Below are 22533 nucleotides of genomic sequence, written 5' to 3' on the forward strand. Positions count from 1 at the left end.
CCCTCGGCCACAGGCCGAGGGGGGCGCGAGAGCCACCAACTACTGGAGCGGCTTCAACTGGATCAGCGGCAAACGACCGAAACGGGCGAAGTACCCGAAGGCGCGCGCAAGGTCTGGAATCCCAAGCCCGCGAAGGTTCTTGGCGTCGTTGCGCTGGTAGCCCGCTACCGCGGCATCTCGCTCCCGTCGGTTGCTGTCGATCATCGAGCGAACCGTGGCCAGCTGCTTGGTGAGTTTGTCCACTTCTTCATTCAACCGGTTGTTGCGGGCCAGTGCGATCTGGTTCTGCACCGACTGCTCCGTGCGAGTCAGGTTCTGGTCGACCGTGGCAAACGCAAGGCTTGCAACGTAGTAACCCGGGGCATACTCGCTGCCCGCTGAGATCGCGAGCTTGGCATTCTTGATCGCGGCGTCGGTCTTCCCTTGCATGAGGTCCACGAGCGCCAAACCGGTAAACGCCTGGAAGCTCTCAGGCTTGGCCGCAAGTGCGGCCTCGTAGTAAGCCCTCGTCACATCTTGGTAGTAGCCCACGTTCTGCTTTTCTGTCTGCGGCTGCAGTGCGATCTCCAACGCCTGGTTCCCTTGCTGAATGTACAGGTCCGGGATCGATGGATCGGCCAGCGCCGCACGTTCGAAGCTCGTCTTGCTGCCGCTGTAGTCGCCCGCCCGGTAGCGCGCGATCTGCGAGTAGTACGAGACGAAGGCGTTCTCACCCACCGTCGAGTCGAGCTGCTGCGACAATCGGCGCAGACCCTCCACGTTGTTGCGGATCGTCGCCAGGTAAGCCTGGGTGAGTCGTACGCCTAGTGCGCTCGCATCGTTCAGGACCATCTGCCGCTCGTACTCCGCGGCGTTGCCTGCATCGCCCGCGCGGTCGAAGAGGATCGCCAGGAGGCCATACCCTTCGCCATTCGGAGTCCCACGGCGGATGTACTGGGTCGCGGTGCCGATCGCATCCTGGAACTTCCCGGCGCGGATCTGGGCATACATCAGTCGGTTCACCAGCGCCGGATTGTCCGATTCGCGCAGATAGACCTCTTTGAGTGCGTCGATCGCGACCGAGTAACGTCCAGCGCGCAGTGCGATGCTCGCAACTTGAAGCCGGTTGGCATCGGTCGTCGGTCCGAGGTTGTTCAGCTGAGTCTCAAAAACTTGTATACGGCTCTGCGCTGCACTGACCAGCGCGCTCTTGAGCGCCTGCAAGGCTGCGTTTCGGTCGCGCGTGCCGCTTCCCGCCACGAACGCTTTCTGCAGACTGATCGCGCTGGAGAGGTCGCGAGCCATCAGGTTCGCGGGGTCGTCAATCAAGACATCTTCCGCGTACTTCTGCGCCAGGTCCAGCGTGCCTCGCCCGAAGTAGGACCGAGCAAGCACCAAGCGCGCCGGATTGTACTTCGGCTTGGCCTTCAGCGCGACGCGGGCATAGCGAATAGCGTCATCCCACTTGCTGTTGACCGCGGCGTTCTCAGCCTCTGTGACCCAGTGTTCGGCACCCTTCCCCAGGCCGTTGTCGATCACCAGGTTCAGCATGATGTCCTTTTGATCGCCGTTGGTCGCCCCAATATGGAACTTGACTTTGATCGGCCCCTCGGCCTCGCGAATCGTATCAAGTTTGAACTCGTAGGGAGTGCTGTCGTCGCTACCTCGGATCTCGCCGTTGACGTAGTATTCGACCCCCGAAATCAAGGCATCGGACGTGGCCTCGATCGAGAAGGCAACTTCGCCGCCCACGGTAGCTCCGTCCGCGATGTTGCACGTCGCGGTGATCCCCGACGAAGCCAACGCTGCCACGGGGGCTAGTGCTAGAAAAAGGATAAGTTTGCGCATAATGGCGTTTGGGGGACACCCCCGTTACTAACGCCTATTTTAGCCCGCAGTTCCGCTCAAACGCGCACAGGAAATCACACCGCTTCGGGGCCGCTCTCCCCGGTACGAATGCGGATCGCATCTTCGATCGGCTCTAAGAAGATCTTTCCGTCCCCCGGAGCCCCCGTACCGGCATTCTCAAGGATCGCTTGAACCACCAGTTCGGCCTTGTCCGCATCCTCCACCACCACCGTGAGCTTGGACCGCACCGGGAGCGCCATCACATTGCCGCCGAGTAGCGATGCCTGCTCGGCAGAGTTCCCGCGCCCCCGCACGTCGTTCACCGTCATGCCGCCCACCCCAATGTCGGCGATCGCCGTCTTGACCTCTTCCAGCTTATGCGGACGCAAGAAGCACGTGACCCGGATCACAGCTTGAAGTTCCTCCAGTGGTGGATCACGCGGAACCCGTAGGTGATGAAGTTGAGCGTGTCTCGGTAGATGTCCACCATCGCGAGCCCCTCTTCGCCTGCTCGACGTCGCTGGAGCAAGCTCGCAAGGTCGTACACCAGAAAGAACAGCACGGCGGTCGCGATCAAAATGCTCGGCAGTCCATACCAGGCGGTTCCTGACCATTCACCGACGATGAACAGGATGACAATCGTTGCTGGCCACCCAAGCATGAACATCCCCAGGAAGCTTAGATCTCGCTTGCACAGCAGGACGTACAGCGACGCGACCGTCACCGCAACGAGCAAGATCGTCGGTAGGTGTCCGAAGGCAGTCCATGAGTCCAGCGCATGGCCAAGCGCAACGAGCGTAATAGGAAACACGATCCACGCGCTCAGCCGGTCAGCCATTCCCCCGCTCTTCCAACGCCGCGCGGCAGTCAGCAGCAGCAATCCCCCCAGCACCAGAAGCCAACTGGTCTCGCTGGGCACCGCCTGCAGTGGAAAGGCGGATACCGCGCAGAGTCCCGCCACCGAGCACCACGTGTAAAACATCACGCGCCGGATGAACGCCAGACGCACGTCGTAATTCTCCGCCGCAATGTTGCCAGCGACCGCTTCAGGCTCGGGGAAGTACGGGGTGACGTACATGGGAGGACTCCCCCATTATGCCCGTTCAGCTCCCACGGACGATCATGCTGCCGAAGTGACCTGCGACCCCGGTCAGCACAGCCACCGTCACCAGCAGCGCCCAGTAAAGTCCGGTGTCTAGGATCTGCTTGCGACGCCATAGGACCAGCCCGACCATACAGAGTGCGGAACTCGCTCCTAAGATCAAATGTGTGAGGGCGATACCCTCAAACCCCCGCCCTTCGCGGAAAAGCGCCACCAGACCCGTTGCGACTGCCACGACCGAGGATATTGCGCCAAATCCGAGATTCCACAGCGCCGCACGACGCAGTTCCTCGGAGCCGCGGTGCTTGCCCAGGAACTCCAGGAACGCGCCAAAAAGGAACAGCGCGATCGGAAAGTGGATGATGAGCGGGTGGAACGAGTGAGCTGGAATCAGCGGTTGTTTGCCACCACCGTTGGGAGTCTTCGAAGCGGGATCGCCCGGCAGGCTGCCTTGGTTGATCTCATCCATGTCCTTGACCCCGTCGCCGTCTGAGTCTTTGAGCGCAAGCGCTCGAATCAACTCCTCGGTGACGCGCTCACCGGGCTGCCGCCTTAACTCATCGTAGACTGCGCGACCGAAAGCATTGCGCCGCGGCGGGCGCACGTGACAAAGAATGCACTCCACTCGCTCGATCTCCGAGCCAGCATTGACCTTGGCCACCCGGAGAAAATCGCCCCGGATCTTGGGAGTTGCGTTGGCGAACGCACTCAGGGCTGCCAGAGCCACGATCATCACGAGACGCATGAGGCGCAGAATACAACGTTGAAGCCGCGAGTTTCGCAACAAATGCTGAATTGTCGAATTTGACAACAGGTCAGGTTAGGATGCCTGACAACCAAACTTGCGTTTTTGAACCTATTGGTCGGGATGGCGGGATTCGAACCCACGACCTCTGCGTCCCGAACGCAGCGCTCTACCAAACTGAGCTACATCCCGGTGAAGTGCGCTGATGATACCCGGTCGCCATTGCGCTAGAATGGTCCCCATGAACGCGCCACGCGGCAAGCATGCGAGGGTTCTGTGGGCTCTCCTTCTCGGAGCCTTCGTCGGAGCCGTGTGCCAGATGACGCTTGGGTCCGACCACCCAGGTCTCCAGAGCTTCATCAAGAACTTCAGCAGCCCCGTCGGCAAGATTTTCCTGAACATGATCTTCATGGTCGTGGTGCCTCTCCTCTTCTCGGCACTGGTGCTGGGCGTGGCCGAGATTGGCGAGGCCAGCCGCGTGGGCCGCATTGGCTTGCGCTCCCTCGCGTTGACCCTGCTGCTGAGCGGTACCGCAGTCGTTTTAGGTCTCGCTGCCGTCAACTTCGTGCGTCCGGGCGATGGGCTGCCCGAGGCCGAGCGGCAGAAGCTGATCTCACACTATGCGCCCTCTGCCGATGTGACTAAGAACGTCGATCAGGCCAAGCAAGCCAAGTCCGCCGCGGACACCATCGTGGATCTCATCCCCAGAAACCCGCTCGATTCGGCGGTCAAGGCGCTGGAGGGCGGCATCCTGCCCTTCATGGTGTTCGCCCTCATCTTCGGGATCGCCCTCGCCGGTATCGAACAAGAGAAGGCCATGCCCGTGCGAGCCTTCCTGGAAGGGCTCTTCGCCATCAGCCTCAAGATCGTAGAGATGGCAATGTCGTTTGCGCCCATCGGCGTGTTCGCGCTCATCTTTGGTACGGCAGCGACCCTTGGGGTCTCCGCATTCCTCGCGCTCGGCAAATACGCCTTGCTCGTGCTCGCGGTTCTCGCCATCCACCAGTTCGGCGTGTACAGCCTCGCCCTCAAATTCATCGCGCGCCGTTCGCCCATCGCCTTCTTCCGGTCGATCCGCGAGGTCATGCTCACCGCTTTCGCCACAAGCTCCAGTAACGCCACCCTCCCGACTGCACTCACCACCGCACGCGACCAAGTCGGCCTACCCACCAGCATCAGCTCCTTCGTCCTCACCATCGGTGCAACCGCCAACCAGAACGGCACCGCGCTCTTCGAAGGCATCACCATCCTCTTCCTCGCTCAGTTCTTCGGGGTGTCGCTCGACCTGGGTCAGCAGGCGATGGTGATGGGCCTGGCCATCCTCGCTGGAGTCGGCACCGCGGGCGTCCCGGGCGGTGCTTGGCCGATGATCGCGATCATCCTCGTGAAGATCGGTGTACCAGCCGAAGCGATTGGACTCTGTCTGGGGATCGACCGGATCCTCGATATGAGCCGCACGGTCTTGAACGTCACTGGAGACATGGTCATCGCCACGTGCGTGAGCACTTGGGAAGCGAAATCGGAACCAGCGCTTCTGGATTAGCTGGGTTCGCTAGAAGTCGGAGTCGGAGCTGGGTCTGGTGCGGCCTCGCGCCGCGCCGAATACAGCTTGATCCCCCGACTCGTGATCACGCTGCTGATGAAGCACATCAGGAGCAGCATCACCACCCGCATGGTCAGCCACATCCCCAGCCGCGCAGTCGCACCGACGTCGATGGGTTCGCCCTTCTTAATGCCGACGGCCACCTCGGGAGGCGTGCTAAACAGTTCTATAGCGATCTTGAAAGTCACGGCAAGCAGGACAATGCCCAGTACGAAGGTACCGATTCCCACCAAACTCCCGACCCAGTCGCGCCCACTTCGCATAGATGCAGTTCCGCGCCCCCATGATACTCCCTCGCCTAGGCTGCTGCGCGCAAGCTGGACGGAGCCGAAGGCAACGAATCGAAGAAGACCACTCGGCGTGCCTCGTCCAGGCTGGTTTCGCCCCGGAGCACGCGCCGGAGCGAATCCTGCTGGAGTGTGGAGTAGCCGCACTCATCCGCGACCGCGCGGACCCGATCCATGCGCGCCTTCTCGGCGATCAGCCCCGCAAGCGTGGCATTCACGGGCAGCAGTTCGATGACGGCTTGACGACCTCGGAAGCCGGTCGAGTAGCACGACTCACAACCGCTGGACGTGTACGTCTTCGGTACCGAGACTGCGCCCAGCTCGCGCCGGAACAGTTCCACATCGTTTGCGCCCAAGCTCGCCTCCTCTTTGCAGTCGGGGCACAAGCTTCGCACCAGACGCTGAGCCATCACCCCGACGAGCGAGGTGCTCAGCAAGTAGGGCTCGACCCCCATGTCCAGTAGCCTGGGCACCGCGGCAAGCGCGTCGTTACAGTGCAACGTTGCAAAGACCATGTGGCCAGTCAGCGAGGCGCGGATCGCGGTCTCGGCGGTCTCCTGGTCCCGGATCTCGCCGACCAAGATCACGTCTGGGTCCTGGCGCAGGATCGCCCGCAGTTGCTCCGCGAACGTCAGACCGACCTTCTCGTTCACTTGACTCTGCGCGATCCCCGTCACTTCGTATTCGACCGGGTCCTCGCAAGTCATGATGTTGTTCGTCCCGTTGCGTAGTTCCTGCAGCGCGGCGTAGAGCGTCGTCGTCTTGCCGCTGCCCGTCGGACCGGTCACCAGGAACAGCCCGTACGGCTTGTGGATGAGGCTGCGCGCGAGCGCCAGCGACTCCTTGTCGAAGCCGAGGTCGTCGAGCTTCTTGATGCTCGCCTGACGGTCCAGCACTCGCATGACCATCCTTTCGCCGTGGATGCTGGGGAAACTGCTCACGCGCAAATCGACCGACCGACCGTCGAGTGTCACCGATATGCGCCCATCCTGAGGCAGCCGGGTCTCGACGATATCCATTCCCGCCATGATCTTGATGCGCGTGCTGAGCATCTGGCGTAGATCGGACGGGATGTCCCGGATCGTGATCAACTGCCCATCCATCCGGAAGCGCAAGTTGACGGTCCCCGGCAAGGGGTCAAGGTGGATATCGCTCGCGCGCATTCGGATTGCGTTGGTGAGGATCTCGTTCACCAACCCCACCACGGGACGCGTGTCCTCTTCGGCGAGGTCGGCCCGTGTCGCTTCGTCACCACCCTCGCGGCCACCGAACTCGGTCATCGCGCGAGCCACGTGACTCTCCATTTGGAATGTGTCGCGACCATCTTCCTGCAGCGTCTCCAGGAACTGATCAAGCCGATCCGAAGCCGCCAACACCGGTTCGATGCGCAGCCCCGTTATGTTCTTGGCGAGTTCGATCGCGTCGGCATCCGTCGGGGCATGCATCGCAAGGATCAGCAAGTCGCCGCGCAGTTGGACTGGCAAAAATCGATGCTGTCGACATACCGACGCGGGCAACCGACTGAGCGCGTCGCGCGATGGACGATCCTTGTTCAGGTCCCACGTCCCCACGTGCATCTCGGCAGCCATCGCCTTGAGCACCAAATCCTGGGTCACGACACCTTGCGAGACTAAGATCGTCCCCAAACTCTGGGGCATCCGACGCTGCAGTTCCCTCGCATGCGCCAGTTGTTCGGGCGTGATCAGTCGCCGAGATACGAGTAGGTCTCCAAGGTTCTTTGCTGCCATCCGTAGCTTCTCCAGGTTTCATCTCGGCCCCCTCGCATTCTTAGGAGACCGGTGGAGTTGCCAGGTTTCAGTCTTCGGCGGCGTATTCGGCCCAACTCGTGGCCGTTTCCCAGACGCGGACGCGCTCAAGATTCACACGGCCTGGATCGATGGTATAGGTTATCCCCGAGTTCGTTGTGCCCGAGAATCCAGTCACGAGCACGGCCTGGACGTGCTCAAAAATCATGCGCGCCATCACTTCCGTGGTGGGGTCTTCGTCACACACGATCACGCTGTCGGGATGGATCGACTGGAGCGAGCTGAGCAGCGGATCGTCCCGGTGGATCATCGTACGGTGGTCGAAGCGATCAATGTAGTCGCAAACCGCGAGTTTGAGCGCCTTGAAATCGACAACCATGTCCTGGGAATTGAGTGTTTTGGAGCTCAGCACGACCTCAATGGTGCGGCTATGACCGTGCGGGTAGCGGCAACCCTCCGGGTGCTTGCTCAGCATGTGCCCGGATTCGACGGTGAATCGCTTGCACAGTCGGTAGGTTCCCATGAACCAAGGAGTTTACTTGAGACTGGCGTTGGCGGTCCCATCCAACAACTCGCGGATAGGCTCGAGAAGTGCCGCTGCGGACAACAAGCCGGGATCCCGATACGCCTCGACCGCCGCGCCGTGAGGACCGAAAGGCCGGTAGCGGGACGGCGAGTTGCGGTCGCTCATGAAGACTGAAAGCGCATGAAGCCCGTACCCTGCCGCTAGGTGACCAGTCCCCGTATCCCCGCTATAGTGCGCCATACACCCCCGGACAATCCCGACCGACTCGACGAGCGACGTTCTGCCGACCAGATCAAGCGTCGCAGCGGGGAGAGGCGCGTCGGCGGGTCCGCCAATCGCAACGGTTGCCACCCCCCGGGCCTGAAGAGCCTCGGCAAGCTGGGTCCACACGGTGAGCGGCACGAGCTTGTCTTGCGCGCTTGCGCCGGTGTTGATCACCACGTACCGGGCGGGCAAGCCTACGTCCGGACGGTCGAGTTCCGGCAGCATCGGCAACTTGGGCATCGGACACGACTCTGCCTCGCGAACGAGCGCCATCATCCGCTCAACCATATGGTTAGGTTGCGTTTTTGGGATCTGAGTTGGGTTCAAACGACGGGCCAGCGCGTCCGTTCCTGGCATCGCGAAGCGGTGGACCGGGCTCGCAAGCCGAAGTGCGAGAGCCGTCTTGCTGTGACCCTGAAAGTCAAACCCGATGTCGAACTTGTAGCGCCGCAGACCCAGGTAGGTCCGCACCTGATTGATCCAAGTGCCGGGCGACCACCGACTCTTCTTCCAAGCAGCGCGGTCGAAGACGACCAACTCGTCAGCCAGGGCGGGAACGTGAATCACCGGAGCGCACAAGGGCTCGGTCGCCCAAACGATCGTGGCTTGCGGCCACCGGCTACGCAGCGCGGTGACAGGCCATGCGGTCATGACGCAATCGCCGATCGCTCTAAAGCGCACGACCAGCACGCGCGGCGCGGCGCTCATGGGGTCAGGCCCCGCTGGCGGGCGCTTTTCCATCGGTCGTGGAACCACAGCCACTGCTCGGGATACTTTCGGATCGTCGCCTCCAGCTCTTGGTGGATTGCGAGCATTGTCGATTCGCCTTTCGTGTCCGTCGGCGGGGGCGGCACCACGATGGGTCGCACGATGATCTTGTAGCGCCCAGGTCCAGTGCGCACGCAAAACATCGGTACAACTGGTGCGCCCGTTCGCTCGGCGATGACACCCGGACCCAACACCGTCCCGGCCGGGTGCCCGAAGAACGGCAGGAAAATCTCGTCGCTGTTCTGATCGGGCAATATGCCAACAAGTTCGTTTCGACGCAGCGCTTCGATCATCGGTCGCGCCGCGTTGCCGCGCGGAATCACTCTCGTCCCGGTATGCGAGCGAAGGTTGTTAACCATTTGGTTCATACGCACATCGCTGGCATCTCTGGCTACCACGCTTAGCACGAACCCCCGTCGAGTGACGTACTCCGACATGCGCTCCCAATTGCCGAAGTGGCCCGTGATCAGCACGATCCCCTTGCCCATCGCGTACGCCTCTTCGAAGTGCTCCCAGCCCTCCACATCGGTCGTCGCGTAGAACTGCTCCTCCGTGCGCTTGGATGCGGCGAGGAAGTCGGCAGTGACGATCCCGAAGTGCTCCAAAACTCGCTCGGCCAGCGCCAGCCGTTCCGCGGCGGGCATTTCCGGGTAGGCCAAGGTCAGGTTCGCGACCGCACGAGTTCGGTGCTTGGAGGAGAGTTTCCAGATGATCCGCCCGATCCGGCGTCCTTGGACTTCGAGTTTCTCATACGGCGTGGATTCCATGCGCCGTTGCAACCACAGCAGGGCCGCACCCCCGACTCGCGACGCCACCCGCCTTCGCAGGGACTTACCCAACGGGTTGCACCCCCCGAGCAGCGAGCTCACTGTCGAGCCGTGTCACAAGATTTTCCACGAGATTCTCGGGGAACTCGTACTCGTAGTCAAAAATCATCACTTCGATCCCTGCCAGGTCCGTGCGCCGTCGCAGCTTCACCCAGTCCTTCGCCGTCACCACAAGCGGGCGATCCCGCGGAACATCCTTCAGAAGGGTTGGCGCGGTGAGCGGATCGTGATCGTCCAAGAACTGGCCATACGTCATGCGTGCGCCGAGCTCTTCGATCGCGTACTGAACCCAGAAAGGCTGGGCCACGGCGACGAGAAGCGAAATGGATCGCCCAGCTAACCAATCGGTTGAAACCCGTGAACCATCGCGACGACTGAGCGTCTGCACCCGAGCCGGGTCCATTTGCCGATGGACATCCACGTCCGCACGGATAATGTCCCGTGCGGGCTGCCGGTAAGGGCCGGAGGGCAGACAATAGCGCACCGGAGTACCGACGTCCATGATCAAGGCAAAATCCTTCTGCAATGGCAAGTGTTGGTAACCATCATCGAGCAGCAGCACCGAGCCCGGAAACCGCTCGGCCGCAATCTGTGCTGCCAAAACGCGCCGACGCCCCACCACCATTGGAACGCTTGGCAGGTAGCTGCGCATCAGCGCCGGTTCGTCACCCCACTCCGCAGGATCAAGTTCCCCTTCGGGAGCGAGGGTAGCCGCTACGCTTCGCGGCGAACCGTACCCGCTCAGACTCAAGACAACGGAGTAACCGCGCGCAGTCAGTTGTTCGGCCAGCCAGCGGGTGAACGGAGTCTTGCCCGAGCCGCCGACCACAAGATTGCCCACGCAAATCACGGCGGGATGGGCCCGCTGTGGGTGCTTGAGACCCAAACGGTAGATCGCCTCGTAGCTTCGCCAACCGAGCCAGTACAGCGCCGTACAAGGGAGCAGTACCCACGCCGTGAAGCCCGGCCGGAAGAGCGATTCGGTGAAACGATTGGACACTGGGATGAATGGTACCGATTTCAGGCTTCGACCCACGACCAAAGCTTGCCAACGTTCACGGCATGCATCGTCTCCGCGTCGGGGGTCTCAACCAGAATCGGCACGCCGTCGAACCTTGGATCGCTCACCAGGAGACGAAACGCAGTCTCGCCGATCTCGCCTTCACCCAAGTGGTCGTGCCGATCGACTCGCGATCCCAGCGGTTTCTTGCTGTCGTTGCAGTGGATGACCTTCAGTCGGCCAATGCCAACCAAATGGTTAAATTGTTCAAAGGTCGCCTCATAACTCTCTTGAGTGCGGATGTCGTAGCCCGCGGCGAAGATGTGGCAAGTGTCGAGGCACACCCCCAAATTCGACGGCGCACCGGTCGCCGAGAACAACTCGGACAGGTGTTCAAACTTCCAGTTCAATGAACTACCCTGACCTGCGGTGGTCTCCATCAGCAGGGTGACCCCGGGTGGCGCGTCCGCCAGAATCGCTTTCGTTTCCGCGGCCACCTGCCGTAGCCCCTCTTCTTCGCCCTGCCCCATGTGGGCCCCCATGTGCGAAACGACGTACGGAATGCCCAACTGGCCGCACCGGTGGAGTTCGCGAGCGAGCGCCTCGATGCTCTTTGCCTTGGTCTCCGGCGCGGGCGCACAGAGGTTGATGAGGTAGCTGTCGTGGCTCACCACCGGGCCCATCTGGGATTCGGCGAGTGCGGCCGCGAGCTCGGCGATGGCCTCTTCAGTGATCGGCTTCGACGACCACATCTTCGGGCTGCTGGTGAAGACTTGGACGGCAGTGCATCCGATGGACTTGCCGACTCGCACGGCCGCACCGAGTCCCTTACCGGTGGGCATGTGTGCCCCGAAGAGCTTCACGCGACGAGGCTCTCAGGTTGTCCCGACTGGACGCTTCGGTACCCTGCTTCGACGACCCTTACAGCCTCTAGCCCATCCTCACCGGTGACGCTCGGGGGGCGACCCTCACGGATCGCAGAGACGAACTCCTGAACCATGAGCATGTCCAAATTCGAGCCGAACCCATGAGTCTTGTGCGGGACCAAGCCCGCACCGTAGTGGTGAACCTCTTGGTGGAACAGGTCGAGTTCAATGACCGCCGCCTCGAAGACTAGGTTCAGAGTGACGTCACCCCAGGTACGGTAGGTCGGCAATCGCGACCAGCTCGAATCCAGCGAAGCAAAAACGCCCGACCCGTAGTCCAGGGTCAGCATCGCCGTGTCCTCACAAACCATCTGGTGGATCTGGTTGCCCGTCTGAGCGTGCACCCGCGTCGCATTCTTCCCAAGCAGACGGCGCATGAGGTCTGCCACGTGAACCACATGATCCATCAGCGCGCCGCCGCCGCTCAGAGCGGGGTCTACAAACCAGCCTCCCGGACAAGTGCCACGGTTGGTCGCCGAGATCGCCATAAGCGGACCGTGAACGCCTCGTTGGACCACGTCCAATGCCTTGGCAAATGCTGGTGAGAATGGGCACGGGAACGCGGTCATCAGCGTCACCCCACCCGCTTTCGCCGCCTCAACCATTTGGTGGGCGTCCCGCACCGTCGTTGCCAGCGGCTTTTCGCAAAGAATGTGCTTGCCTCGCTCGGCGGCGCACGTCGCCAATTCGACGTGGTGGACGTTCTCGGCGGTGATGACGACCGCGTCGCAGGCGTCCAGGAGGTGATTCATGTCGCCGAAAAACGGGATCGCGTGCGCTGCCGCGAAAGAGGAGCCGCGCTCGGGATTGTCGTCCCAGACCCCGAGGCACTCTGCACCCTCGATCGCCTTGCAGCAATCTACATAGCTCGCGGTGTGTACGTGGGCAGCTGACAGAATGCCGAGGCGAAGGTTCATAGAACCATTTAACCCGAGACTTTCGGGGCGCGGACGGACACTCTGCGGCCCTCTTCCAGGAACTCGATGTCGATGCGCCAAGCCTCGGTATCCGCAACGAGCCCCACCATGCGGTCGGGCCACTCGATCAGGCTAAGATGGTCCTCGATCAGGTCCTCAATCCCGATCCCCTGCCAACTGATCACACGGTACAAGTCAGCGTGTAGGATCGGTGGATCCGTCTCAAAGGTCTGCACCAGGTTGTACGTTGGCGAGCGGAGGACGGTCGGACCGCCGCATTCCGCAACGACACCACGCACCAAGGTCGACTTTCCCGCCCCCAACTCGCCATGCAAGAAAACGACGTCCCCGACCGCCCACCGGCGCGCGAGTACACGTCCGAGCGCGACCATCGCCTCCTCGCCAAAGACGTCAAACGACTCCATGATCCTCAAGCAAGCTCGACCAAGCCGCGATTGCCGGATCATCGGGCAAGAACTGGCGAAGCTCGCAAATCGCGCGGATCTCCATTGCCCTCCAAGGATACGGCGGCTGGATCCCCGTTGACGATGCGCGTCGCAGTTGCTCGCCGGCTTCACTCTCCATCCGCGAGTGAGTTCGGTAGGCCCAGGCCAGCAGCACGCGCAGCATCGGGACCTCAGCATGGCGCAAGCATTCGTCGATCCAGCGATGCGCTTGGTCGAACCACCCGAGCTCCAGCAGGAGGCAAGCGACGTCCAGGACCGCCTCGGGGTCGCGCGCGACGGGGGCCACCAGGGCGCTCGGCTCAGCACCCATCGCTTGCGGCTGCGTCAGGAACGCCTCTGCCCGCAGAACCGGCTCCAATGGACTCAGGAAGTGGGCATTCAGTAGCGGGCCGTTGTCCGCCTCGTCGTCTGCCATACGCTGGACAGTCGCAAAGAGCCACCACGGAATCACCGAGTCGCTCCCCACTTCCAGCGCGGTCGATAAGCAGTCGCGCGCTGCCGACCAGTTCCGCGCCTCGATCTGGCGCCGGGCCCGCGCCAATGCGACGCCATAACCTGCGGCCGGATGCTTCGCCAGCGCCGCGAGCGGAGCGGTCTCCGGGTCACGCAGCAACGCTCCAATCTCAAAGAGTTCTTGGTTCCCGAGTCGCGGAGCCGACGCCGCCGAGCGAACGGGCCAGCAAAGCGTTTCGGACCCCGACGCGTCATGGATCCGCACGCCCTGGGGGTTGGCGAGCCCACCCACCAGGTTCACGCGAAACTTAGATGCCGGATCGAGCGTTAGCGGAGATGAGAACGCTTCGCCCGTTGCCGTCTGAAGGTATGCCGTCCCCCGCTCAATGGGCACCGAGGACTGAACCTCAAGCGACTCGCCGAGCGATAAGAAAACCCCTGCCCCCAACGCATCAAGCGACGGCAAATCGGAGATTGGATCAAGCCGACACTCCGCCGCGCTGCATCCCATCGGACCGAGTGCGTGCATCGCAGGATCCAGGATGGCCACTCTTGTTCCCTCCGCGGGCAAGAACGTCCCTGGCTCTGCGCTCAGTGAGATCCCTCTGCGCTCGTCAGCATCGTAAAGTGCGTAGCCGCTCCCGCCCTCAAGGGCCTCCCCGAATGCGGGCAGAATCCAGCCCAGTCCCGCCGGGTACGCATCCCAAGTACGGCTCTGCAGCCGCATGGCCACGCGCAAACCTGCGTCGTCCGCGCCGAGCGTCAGCGAGACGTGCACCCCGATCGGCTCACCGACCACCAACTCGTGGAGGATCACGGTCGAATCTCCCTGTTCGCCCTCATGGAGTTGGAAATCGACCGGCCCCATTGCGTTGGCTCGGTCGGAGTTTCCCGCGTACCACTGGATCCCTATCGGGCTGGAGGCCCCACGCCGTCCGGCCTGATCGACCGGCAAGACCGAAGGAAGCTCCACGATGGCGGTGCCGGTCCGCTTGTCGAACCACTCGACGATGCGTCCGCCTAGGTCTGGGCAAATCTTTACTCGGGTCAACCGATTCTCAAGTTCGACCGTCCGCACGATGAGTCGCTGACGCTCGCCAGTCGGTCGCAAAGGCAGGTGCGGATACGAACTAAGCCGCTCTCCCGTCGATGCCGGAATCGCTTGGAGTGCGGGCGCGTCGAATTCATGTGTCGATTCTGAAAGTGGCATCGGGAACAATCTCGGCTAGAATAGCTTTGGTGAGATTATGAGCACAGGCGCTCGCATCGCGTGGGGCATCACGAAGTGGGTGGTTATTCCAGCCGCCTTGGGATTTGTCGGATACACCGTTTTCGGCCCGATCTGGGTGAACACGGCTCCGCCATCGGTTAAGGATCGGCTGACGGGTACAGTCGCCCAGGCCACGCAGCGTGCGTCGCAGGGCCCAGCAGTGGCGACCGACGAAGAAGTCGTCCCGTCTTCGAAGTTCAAGCCGCCAACCGACATCGAAATCAAGCTGGTAAAGGCACCGCCCCTGCCCAGAACTGCGCCTCGACCGAGGACAGTCGACTCCCAGGACCCGGGCTCCGTTCTCGATGAGTCGCCAATCATCGATATCGAGCCTTCGGAACCAAAGAAGCGGAGCAAGCCGAAGCCGACGGAAGAACCGCCAGAAGAGCCCGTGGCCGACCCGATCCCTCAGGACGGAGGAAGCGGGGGTGCATCGAGCGCGGGCGACCCCGGCACCGGAGATCCCGTAGAAACGCCACCGACGGGTCAGTAGTTCGCGATTCGTTGCAGCTCGCGGATCAGCGCGATCAGCGCTTCTGTGTCCCGTTTGCAGTACTCAAGCAGGTTCGCCGCGATGTCGTCTGCGACTTCGGGCGGCGTTTCGGGCAACATCAGCTCTGCGTACATCGCCTGGGCCGTCCCGCCATCGCGGATCTCCAGATCGCCGTACCCAAGCTCTGGTATGAGAGTGCCGATCACCGTCTTGAGCCGGACGTTGCCGCGAAACCCGGGACGATAAATGCATTCGCGAACAATCGCAAGCAAGTCCACCACCCCTGACTCGAAGTAGGGGAGTAGCGCACTTGCACCGGCGACGTGGTCCCGGGCCAGATCCTGGATCTGAGAACGCTCGAACGTCAAGTTGTACACCACGCGGGTCTTTGAGCCTTCCACGGCCGCGAGCAGCGCGGACGCGAATGGCTCTCGCGGGTCGCCCGGCTCTCGCCAAAGAAACTCGCTATGAACGGGAATCGCGTCTTCTGAATCTAACCGATGGGCCGAAAACTGTACGCTCACTTGCTGGTTCGGGCGGGTGTTCTGAAGCCGTGGAATAGCCCATTTCGCCGCCTCGAAGTCGACGCAAACGGCGGGGTACTCGATCTCTGCGAGTCGACGCGTTAGGTTAGGCGAGTTGAACCCCTCACCCGTCTGGAAAACTCCCCACGCAAGCTTCTGGGTCGGCGTGACTTCTACTTCGCTCAGCTGTGTGATCGAAGACTTGCCGCAGTCCTGAAACCTCTTGAACTTGCTCGCGGTAAGGCCCGGGAGGAAGAGAATGCTGTCGATCGGGATCTCGCCCACACAGTGCTCACGAAAGTCGCACTCCTTGCAGGCGGGTTTAAGCTCCGCCGCGGGCATTTCCGCGTCGGCGAGGATGTCGAGGACCTCGTCCGACCGATCCCATAGTTCCGGTCCTCGCTCTTCGGCGAGACCGGTCACGTCAACCCGCACGAAGAGATCTTCCAATCGATGCTCGCCGCCGGGGTAGACGTATGCCTTGTCAAACATGAGAAGATCGCAACCAACGACTGGCACCCCGGCTCGTCGCAGAACTTCGTATTGGAACGTGATGTCCACGGTCGCGGTGCCCTTCACCTCGGCCTTCTCCACGTCGTATCCGGCGGACTTGACCTCGACGATACGCCATCCGCCCTCGACAGGCTCCAAGATGTCTACCCGCGCCATCCGACGGTCGTGCACGAAGGTCGCCTCGAACAGCGGCACCCTTTGCTCCATCAATTCGAAGCACCGCGCCATGCCCGCTTCCATGTCGCGGTCAACCCGCATTGCCTCGATCCCGCCGGGGAAAAGCCGGCGCGCAACCATGCCCACTTCCCGCCCTTCGGCGAATCGTTGTTGCAGACTCGCATCGGGTGGACGCTGAAGCTCGCGGTGGTAGGTCGCGTAGTGGACCTTCCTCGCGCAGTCCTGAGCGATCATGTACAGCCGTTTGTTCAGGACGAACATGCGTTACAGCGCTGGCTCGATGGTGCTTCGCACTTCGCCGAAACCGATGCGGACTCCGTCCTTCTCACCCCAAGCGCGCATGACGACCGTATCCCCGTCCTCGATGAACGACCGCTGTTCGCCCGTTTCTTTCATGACGAGCGGCTTGGTCCCGCGCCAACTCAACTCCAGCATCGAACCAAACTGATCTTCCTCGGGTCCGCTTATGGTCCCGCTAGCATACAGATCGCCCGGCTCAATCGGGGTGCCGTTGCTCAGCTGGTGCGCCAATTGCTGGGTCATGGACCAATACAGGTAACTCATGTTGCTGCGGCAAATCACCTGTTCCTCGCTCATCTTTTCGGTCTGCAACGAGACCTCAAGCTGGATGTCGTAGTGGCACGGGCCCTTGGTCCGCAGGTACTCCAGTGGCGCAGGGTCCTGGGTCATGCCCTGCACTCGGAACGGCTCTAGCGCATCGAGCGAGACAAGGAACGGGCTGATACTCGTGGCGAAGCTCTTGGCAAGGAACGGTCCCAGCGGCTGGTACTCCCACCGCTGGATGTCGCGCGCGGACCAGTCGTTCACGATGACAAGGCCGTTGATCATCGACTCAGCATCCTCAATCCCCACCTTGGAACCGAGACTCACCTCTTCTCCGACGAAGAACCCCATTTCAAGTTCAAAGTCGAGTTCGCGAGTCGGTCCGAAAATGGGCGGACCGTCGGCGGGCTTCAGTTGGCCATTTGGACGCACGATGTTCTCGCCACTCGTCACCACGCTGCTGGCCCGGCCGTTGTAGCCGATGGGCAAATGCTTATAGTTCGGGAGTAGCGGCGGCTGGTCGGGGCGGAACATCTTGCCTACGTTGCTGGCATGATGAATCCCTGAATAGAAATCCACAAACGCCCGCAGTGCGCCCGGCGGATCGAGCCACACACCCGATTGCGGGATCAAGGCCTGCTGCATTGCCTCGTGGTCGCGGATGAACACCCGATCAAATCGGAGCAGTTCAAAAGCAAAACTGCGCAGTTCTCGCAGGTCGTAGACCGTCGGAGAGAAGAACGCATCGAAGGCGCGAATATTCTCGGCAAACTCTTCTTGGCGGAAGGCCGCAAGTTCGGTGCCTAACGGAATGTACGAGGTCAGTTCGCTATCGAGAATCGGCTGGAAATCTAGGATGTAGTCGCCGATGGCCACGCCCACAAACAGCCCTTCCTCGGCACTGCGGTCCTTACGCTGTCCGGTCACGAACGGAAGGTTCTGAATCGGAAAATCAGACCCGGCAGAGACATCGACCCAGGTGCGGGCATTGGCGGGAATGATAAAGCGTTCCATGGTCGTTAGTTGAGGAGGCCGAAGGCGTTGAGATCGTCATTGGGCTCGTCGATCGAACACGAGCCAATCGAAGCAAAGACTTGCCGGAAGTCGTGAATTTGGGAAGTGGTGACGGAGTGCTCTCGCCAACCGATCGTCTCCGAATCAAACCGGAATGCGTCAATGGCGGTCTCTTCGAGCAGCGCAGCGAGTTCGGATCGCGACAAATCGTGCTGCATCGCCAAGCAACCGCCGATGAGGACGTTAAGGAACCCATGCTCGCACGCGTCAAGGGTGGGGTGCTTGTGGCGCACCGGATGGTGCAGGCCCGCGGTCATCTTGTAGGTGAGGTCCAGCTGGGTGCACTCCTGAATGAACGAAGCGAGCTGATCCGGAGCAGGGTAGGCCGCCGCCTCCAGTCCGCCCACCCGCGCCTTCGCGCCCAGCGTATCGGCCTCCGCGAGCATGTGAAGCGACTCCTCAAATCCCTCGCCCAGAGGAACCTCCACGAACGCCTCTTCGAAACCCGCCGTGGCGATATGGTCCAGCTGCTTCGCACTCATTTCGCCCGTTTGACCCTTGACTTCGTACCCCTCGACGTAGGCCGCGCCTTTCGCACCTGCCTCGAACATCTCGATCGCCAGCAGGTCCTGACGGAACCCCTCAATCGACGTCCCGAGCACCGTTAGTCGGAACGGATCGTCGGAGTTCGCAACCGATTTTGCCTCTGCCCAGAAGTCGTTCAGCCAGGCAATAGGGCACACCATGCGCCGGACGAGCCAGGCTTGGTCGCTCGTGCGCAGCTGGGCGTATTCGTGCACGGCCGAATCCATCGACAAGGCTGCCGGTGGGAAAAGGCCCGCATAATCGAAAACGCTATGCAACAAGGCACGAATCGGCGGATTCATGCCTAGAAGGTACCTGTTTGGGGGGCCTCAATCCCGGTGCATCGTCGCGATTCTGCGGACCGTATGGGTCGCCGAATTCATGACGATCGATTCGGTCATTGCGTAGTCGCGACCGTACCGCACGCCCTTCAGCATGTCGCCGCTGGTAACGCCCGTCGCACAGAAAATCAGGTCGCCAGAAGCCAGATCATCGGTGTTGAAAACACGGTCAATGTCACCTTCGACCATCTGCTCGGCGCGACGTCGCTGCTCGTCCGTTGAGAACTTCAGACGGGCCTGGATTTCTCCACCCATGCACTGGACGGCCGCGGCCGAGATCACACCTTCGGGAGCGCCACCGATGCCCATTAGACCGTCGACGCCGCTATCGGGGTCCAACGCCGCAATCGCAACGCTCAGATCTCCGTCTGGGATGAGGTGAACGCGCGCACCCGCATCCCGGATTTCTTTGATCAGGTCGTCGTGCCGGGGTCGTTCCAAGATGCCGATCGTGAGTTCGTCCATTTCCTTGCCAAGCGCTTTGGCCATGAGGCGGAGATTGACGCGCGGCGGGACGGTGATGTCGATCACGCCCCGACACTCTGCGCCGACAGCGAGCTTCTCCATGTAGCAGTCGGGCGCGTGCATGAGTTTGCCGCTCCCTTCGATACAGGCGGCGAGAACGGAGATCGAGTTCGGGGTCCCGTTCGCGCAGAGGTTGGTTCCCTCCAGCGGGTCAACGGCGATATGGACGTTTGGCCCTTCGCCACCGCCGAGCTTCTCACCGATGTAGAGCATCGGCGCTTCGTCGCGCTCGCCCTCACCAATGACGATCGTGCCGCACATCGGCAGCTCGTTCAGCGTTTGGCGCATGGCGGTGCAGGCGGCATCGTCTGCCTCATCCCGCTTCCCCTTCCCTACCCAGCGCGCGCACGCAAGCGCGGCGGCTTCGGTGACCGACAGAAACTCAAGATCAAAACTACCCTTCTTCATGTTCGAACCCCTTTGTTCGGCAAAGTGTTGCTACAAGGGTAGCACGAATCGGGTCGCGCCCCCTCAGAACGTACAACCCGCAGCCGGCTTGTCCGGTGCCCCAGTCAGGTCGATTTGCGGGCCAGTTTTTTCGCCCAGTTGCCGCGCGAGCACGTCCGACATCGCTTGCACCATGGTCCGCGAGTACCCGGGAAAGACCTCGACAATCTTACGATCCTTGCTCACCACCACACTGTAGGCGGCGGTGGCGATCTTGTAGCTCTGAATGATCATCAAGTCGGGATCGCTCAAGATGGGCGCGGGGAACGTGTTCAGCCGCTTCCACTTTGCGGCTTCTTCCGGGATCGTATTCGCGATCCCGATCACCGCCACTCGATCCCCGTACGCCTTGGCAATTTGCTCGATGAACGGCTCGGCGGAAACGCAGCAAGGACAGTCCTTCTGGATGAAATAGAGCAGCGCGGGCTTACCCTTCGCAAGGTTATCCAGGGACTGAGGATTGCCGTTCTCGTCGGGCAGTTTGAAGTCCGGAGCGGTCGCGCCCGCCTGCAGGAACGCCGTCTTCTTCATGTCCGGAGTCACCGGGTGGACAACGCTCGGATCCACGATTGCCGATTTCGGGTCCGTGGAGCTGTGCCGCTCTTGGGTCACATCGGCCGGGGGCGACGAACAGCCTCCGAGGATGCACAGACAAGCGACGAAAAAAAGGCTTCGCATAGGTCCACTTACGAGCATATCCGAACCTATGGGTACCTCGCCGGTCCTACTCCTGCAACCTAGCCAAGTGGGGGGTGTGTATAATTGACGCTAGCCCGCCGCAGCGTCGCCGGGCTAGGAACACCGTTTTGAAAAGATTCTTTGCATGGCTAAAAGCTCTCTTTAACCGAGGCATGGACAAACTCGAAGACCCCGAGCTGATGCTCGATCAGGCTCGACGCGACATGTCCGAGGCCCTTCGTCAGAATCGGGAGAAGGCCGTGCAGGCCATCACTCAGAAGAACCGGCTCCAGACGATGCTCGACGAGCAAACCCGCCGCAGCGCACAACTGGAGCAGCAAGCGACCGTCGCCCTCAAGCAAGGCAACCGCGACCTCGCTCGCCAGTTCATGCGCGAGAAGCAGAGCGCCGACACCGCCGTAGAGCAGCTCAAGGGAACGTACGCTGCTGCACTCGAGACGGTCGAGCAGGTGAAGGTAGCCATCAAGCGCCAGGAAGAGGAAGTTCGCAAAAAGACCGCCGAGGCCCTTGCGATGAAGGCCCAATGGAAGCAGGCGCAGATTCAAGAGTCAATCACCAAAGCGCTGCAGGGTCTGACTTTCGAGAGCGAATACGAAGGCTCGTTTGCCGCCGCACGCGAGAAGATCCAGAACAAGCAGGCCGAGGCTTCGGCTCGCACCGAGATGTTCAGCGGAAGCGTACAGGGCAAGATGATGAGCATGGAAGACCAGGCGATGGACATGGCCGCCGAAGAAGAGCTAAAGAAGCTTGAGGAGCGACTTGGCGTCGCAACCCCAACCGTCGCCGAAGCTGGCACCGTCGAGGTGACCACCGATGTCGATGCCCAACTCGACGAACTGGAGAAGAAGCTGAATCAGGGTCAGTCGTAAGAGTTTCTTACCCAAACGAGAATGGGCGGCCTGGAATCGATCCAGACCGCCCATTTTGTTTTGTGCGACTTACTTTGCTTGCGATGGGCTGACGGTGTTGATCTGAATCATGTCGCTCACCGTGCTGGAGATCATGTACTTCCCGTCCGCAGTGAAAGCGAGCGGAGCACCCACGGCCGACTGATCGTCCAGCCTGCCGACGGGCTTGAATCCGCTCAAGCTCCAGATGCGTACCGTCCGGTCTATGCTGCTGCTTGCGACAACGCGACCGTTCGGGGCGATTGCCACATGCATGACCATATCGTCATGGCCCGCCATGGTGCCGAGCGATTTGCCCGTCATCACGTCCCAGGCCGTGACGGCGTTGTCGCGCCCGCCGGTCACTCCGCGCGTCCCAGCCGCATTGATGGCAAAGTCTGAGATGCCGAGCCCTCTGTGGCCGCCGTACGACTTCTGGCCACCCGCCTTCGGATACACCATGAGACCCTGGCCAAGCGTCGCCGCGTAGAAGTTGCCGTTCTTAAGGTTGTAGGCGGCGGAAGCGACGTTCGCACCCCCTCCGGGGATCTTCTTTAGTGGCTTGCCAGTGGCCACATCCCATACAATCAAAAAGTCGTCCCGCCCCGAGGTCACCAGCCGCTTGCCGTCCGAACTGAAGCTGATTGAAATCACCCCGCGCGTATGGGCTGAAGTCCGAGTGAACTCTCGGATTTTCGCGCCGGTCTTCACGTTCCAAAGGTAGATGCGCGCGGTCTCATCGCCCGTGGCCAGAATCGTCCCCGCCGGGTTGAAGCCGAGGCCGTACACCGGCTGAGGATGGCCGACAAAGGACCGAACGGTACGCCCAGATACGGCATCGAAAATGCGGACCGAGCTGTCCTCCATGCTCGCCGCAAAGGTAGCTCCCTTGGGTGCGGCGCACACATTCAGAACTTGAAGGCCCGAGAGCACTTGTCGGCGGTTGACCGTGATCGGTTGCTGCGCCAAGAGCGCGGTGGTTATTACTGCGGTGATCATCAATCTGAAGACGCCTT

At 61.5% G+C, this 22533-nt stretch carries 23 protein-coding genes and 1 tRNA gene; 3 read left to right on the top strand and 21 right to left on the bottom strand.

From position 1 onward, the window contains the following. Positions 1–39: 39 nt before the first annotated feature. From JNM85_00745 to JNM85_00765, 5 genes are all read right to left on the bottom strand, one after another. On the bottom strand, positions 40–1791 hold the full coding sequence (locus JNM85_00745) for a tetratricopeptide repeat protein (GenBank protein MBL8086579.1): 1752 nt from the start codon (positions 1789–1791) through the stop codon (positions 40–42). 110 nt (positions 1792–1901) lie between these two features. After that, positions 1902–2237 carry a P-II family nitrogen regulator gene (locus tag JNM85_00750; GenBank protein MBL8086580.1) on the bottom strand — a complete coding sequence of 112 codons (336 nt, stop codon included), beginning with the start codon at positions 2235–2237 and terminating at the stop codon, positions 1902–1904. After that, a complete protein-coding gene (locus JNM85_00755) occupies positions 2234–2905 on the bottom strand; it encodes a hypothetical protein (GenBank protein ID MBL8086581.1) in 672 nt (223 codons plus the stop codon). Before JNM85_00755 ends, JNM85_00750 begins: the two co-directional genes overlap by 4 nt. Positions 2906–2930: 25 nt before the next feature. Further along, positions 2931–3674, bottom strand: a complete 744-nt coding sequence (locus JNM85_00760; GenBank protein MBL8086582.1) for a DUF2231 domain-containing protein — start codon at positions 3672–3674, stop codon at positions 2931–2933. Positions 3675–3789: 115 nt separating this feature from the next. Then, positions 3790–3866, bottom strand: a tRNA-Pro gene (locus JNM85_00765). 49 nt (positions 3867–3915) lie between these two features. Between JNM85_00765 and JNM85_00770 the strand changes: the two genes are divergently transcribed. Then, complete coding sequence (locus JNM85_00770) at positions 3916–5217, top strand: dicarboxylate/amino acid:cation symporter (protein ID MBL8086583.1); 1302 nt, start codon at positions 3916–3918, stop codon at positions 5215–5217. Here JNM85_00770 and JNM85_00775 read toward each other — a convergent pair. From JNM85_00775 to JNM85_00820, 10 genes are all read right to left on the bottom strand, one after another. Next, on the bottom strand, positions 5214–5540 hold the full coding sequence (locus tag JNM85_00775; GenBank protein ID MBL8086584.1) for a hypothetical protein: 327 nt from the start codon (positions 5538–5540) through the stop codon (positions 5214–5216). The genes JNM85_00770 and JNM85_00775 overlap by 4 nt on opposite strands. A gap of 35 nt (positions 5541–5575) precedes the next feature. Next, positions 5576–7312, bottom strand: a complete 1737-nt coding sequence (gene tadA, locus JNM85_00780) for a Flp pilus assembly complex ATPase component TadA (GenBank protein ID MBL8086585.1) — start codon at positions 7310–7312, stop codon at positions 5576–5578. A gap of 67 nt (positions 7313–7379) precedes the next feature. Further along, on the bottom strand, positions 7380–7853 hold the full coding sequence (locus tag JNM85_00785) for a 6-carboxytetrahydropterin synthase (protein ID MBL8086586.1): 474 nt from the start codon (positions 7851–7853) through the stop codon (positions 7380–7382). A gap of 12 nt (positions 7854–7865) precedes the next feature. Then, positions 7866–8828, bottom strand: a complete 963-nt coding sequence (locus JNM85_00790; protein ID MBL8086587.1) for a glycosyltransferase family 9 protein — start codon at positions 8826–8828, stop codon at positions 7866–7868. Further along, the gene (locus tag JNM85_00795) at positions 8825–9655 is read right to left on the bottom strand and encodes a lysophospholipid acyltransferase family protein (GenBank protein ID MBL8086588.1); all 831 of its coding nucleotides are present in this window, start codon (positions 9653–9655) and stop codon (positions 8825–8827) included. The genes JNM85_00790 and JNM85_00795 overlap by 4 nt, the downstream gene beginning before the upstream one ends. Positions 9656–9719: 64 nt before the next feature. Then, the gene (lpxK, locus tag JNM85_00800) at positions 9720–10715 is read right to left on the bottom strand and encodes a tetraacyldisaccharide 4'-kinase (GenBank protein MBL8086589.1); all 996 of its coding nucleotides are present in this window, start codon (positions 10713–10715) and stop codon (positions 9720–9722) included. 20 nt (positions 10716–10735) lie between these two features. Beyond that, positions 10736–11578 carry a deoxyribonuclease IV gene (locus tag JNM85_00805; GenBank protein ID MBL8086590.1) on the bottom strand — a complete coding sequence of 281 codons (843 nt, stop codon included), beginning with the start codon at positions 11576–11578 and terminating at the stop codon, positions 10736–10738. Then, positions 11575–12558, bottom strand: coding sequence for a Gfo/Idh/MocA family oxidoreductase (locus tag JNM85_00810; protein MBL8086591.1), 984 nt, complete (start codon positions 12556–12558; stop codon positions 11575–11577). Before JNM85_00810 ends, JNM85_00805 begins: the two co-directional genes overlap by 4 nt. Before the next feature lie 8 nt (positions 12559–12566). Further along, complete coding sequence (gene tsaE / locus JNM85_00815; protein ID MBL8086592.1) at positions 12567–12983, bottom strand: tRNA (adenosine(37)-N6)-threonylcarbamoyltransferase complex ATPase subunit type 1 TsaE; 417 nt, start codon at positions 12981–12983, stop codon at positions 12567–12569. Next, complete coding sequence (locus JNM85_00820; GenBank protein ID MBL8086593.1) at positions 12970–14688, bottom strand: DUF5107 domain-containing protein; 1719 nt, start codon at positions 14686–14688, stop codon at positions 12970–12972. The genes tsaE and JNM85_00820 overlap by 14 nt, the downstream gene beginning before the upstream one ends. Before the next feature lie 37 nt (positions 14689–14725). Between JNM85_00820 and JNM85_00825 the strand changes: the two genes are divergently transcribed. Further along, positions 14726–15241 (top strand): hypothetical protein, encoded by a 516-nt coding sequence (locus JNM85_00825; protein MBL8086594.1) that lies wholly within the window; start codon positions 14726–14728, stop codon positions 15239–15241. Here JNM85_00825 and JNM85_00830 read toward each other — a convergent pair. The 5 genes from JNM85_00830 to JNM85_00850 all read right to left on the bottom strand — a co-directional run bounded on the left by JNM85_00830 (position 15235) and on the right by JNM85_00850 (position 20609). Further along, positions 15235–16716 carry a DUF2779 domain-containing protein gene (locus JNM85_00830; GenBank protein ID MBL8086595.1) on the bottom strand — a complete coding sequence of 494 codons (1482 nt, stop codon included), beginning with the start codon at positions 16714–16716 and terminating at the stop codon, positions 15235–15237. The two genes, JNM85_00825 and JNM85_00830, sit on opposite strands and share 7 nt — an antisense overlap. Positions 16717–16719: 3 nt before the next feature. Beyond that, positions 16720–18033, bottom strand: coding sequence for a fumarylacetoacetase (gene fahA / locus JNM85_00835; GenBank protein MBL8086596.1), 1314 nt, complete (start codon positions 18031–18033; stop codon positions 16720–16722). 5 nt (positions 18034–18038) lie between these two features. Continuing rightward, positions 18039–18920 carry a hypothetical protein gene (locus JNM85_00840; GenBank protein ID MBL8086597.1) on the bottom strand — a complete coding sequence of 294 codons (882 nt, stop codon included), beginning with the start codon at positions 18918–18920 and terminating at the stop codon, positions 18039–18041. Positions 18921–18947: 27 nt separating this feature from the next. Then, on the bottom strand, positions 18948–19892 hold the full coding sequence (glpX, locus tag JNM85_00845; GenBank protein MBL8086598.1) for a class II fructose-bisphosphatase: 945 nt from the start codon (positions 19890–19892) through the stop codon (positions 18948–18950). A 63-nt stretch (positions 19893–19955) separates the two neighbouring features. Then, positions 19956–20609 (bottom strand): redoxin domain-containing protein, encoded by a 654-nt coding sequence (locus tag JNM85_00850; GenBank protein MBL8086599.1) that lies wholly within the window; start codon positions 20607–20609, stop codon positions 19956–19958. A 128-nt stretch (positions 20610–20737) separates the two neighbouring features. Here JNM85_00850 and JNM85_00855 point away from each other — a divergent pair, with 128 nt between their 5' ends. Continuing rightward, positions 20738–21499 (top strand): PspA/IM30 family protein, encoded by a 762-nt coding sequence (locus tag JNM85_00855; GenBank protein ID MBL8086600.1) that lies wholly within the window; start codon positions 20738–20740, stop codon positions 21497–21499. Between the two features lie 69 nt (positions 21500–21568). Here JNM85_00855 and JNM85_00860 read toward each other — a convergent pair whose 3' ends face one another. Next, a complete protein-coding gene (locus JNM85_00860) occupies positions 21569–22516 on the bottom strand; it encodes a WD40 repeat domain-containing protein (GenBank protein MBL8086601.1) in 948 nt (315 codons plus the stop codon). Positions 22517–22533 lie beyond the last annotated feature (17 nt).

It is taken from the genome of Chthonomonas sp., from assembly GCA_016788115.1.
Lineage (GTDB): Bacteria > Armatimonadota > Fimbriimonadia > Fimbriimonadales > Fimbriimonadaceae > UBA2391.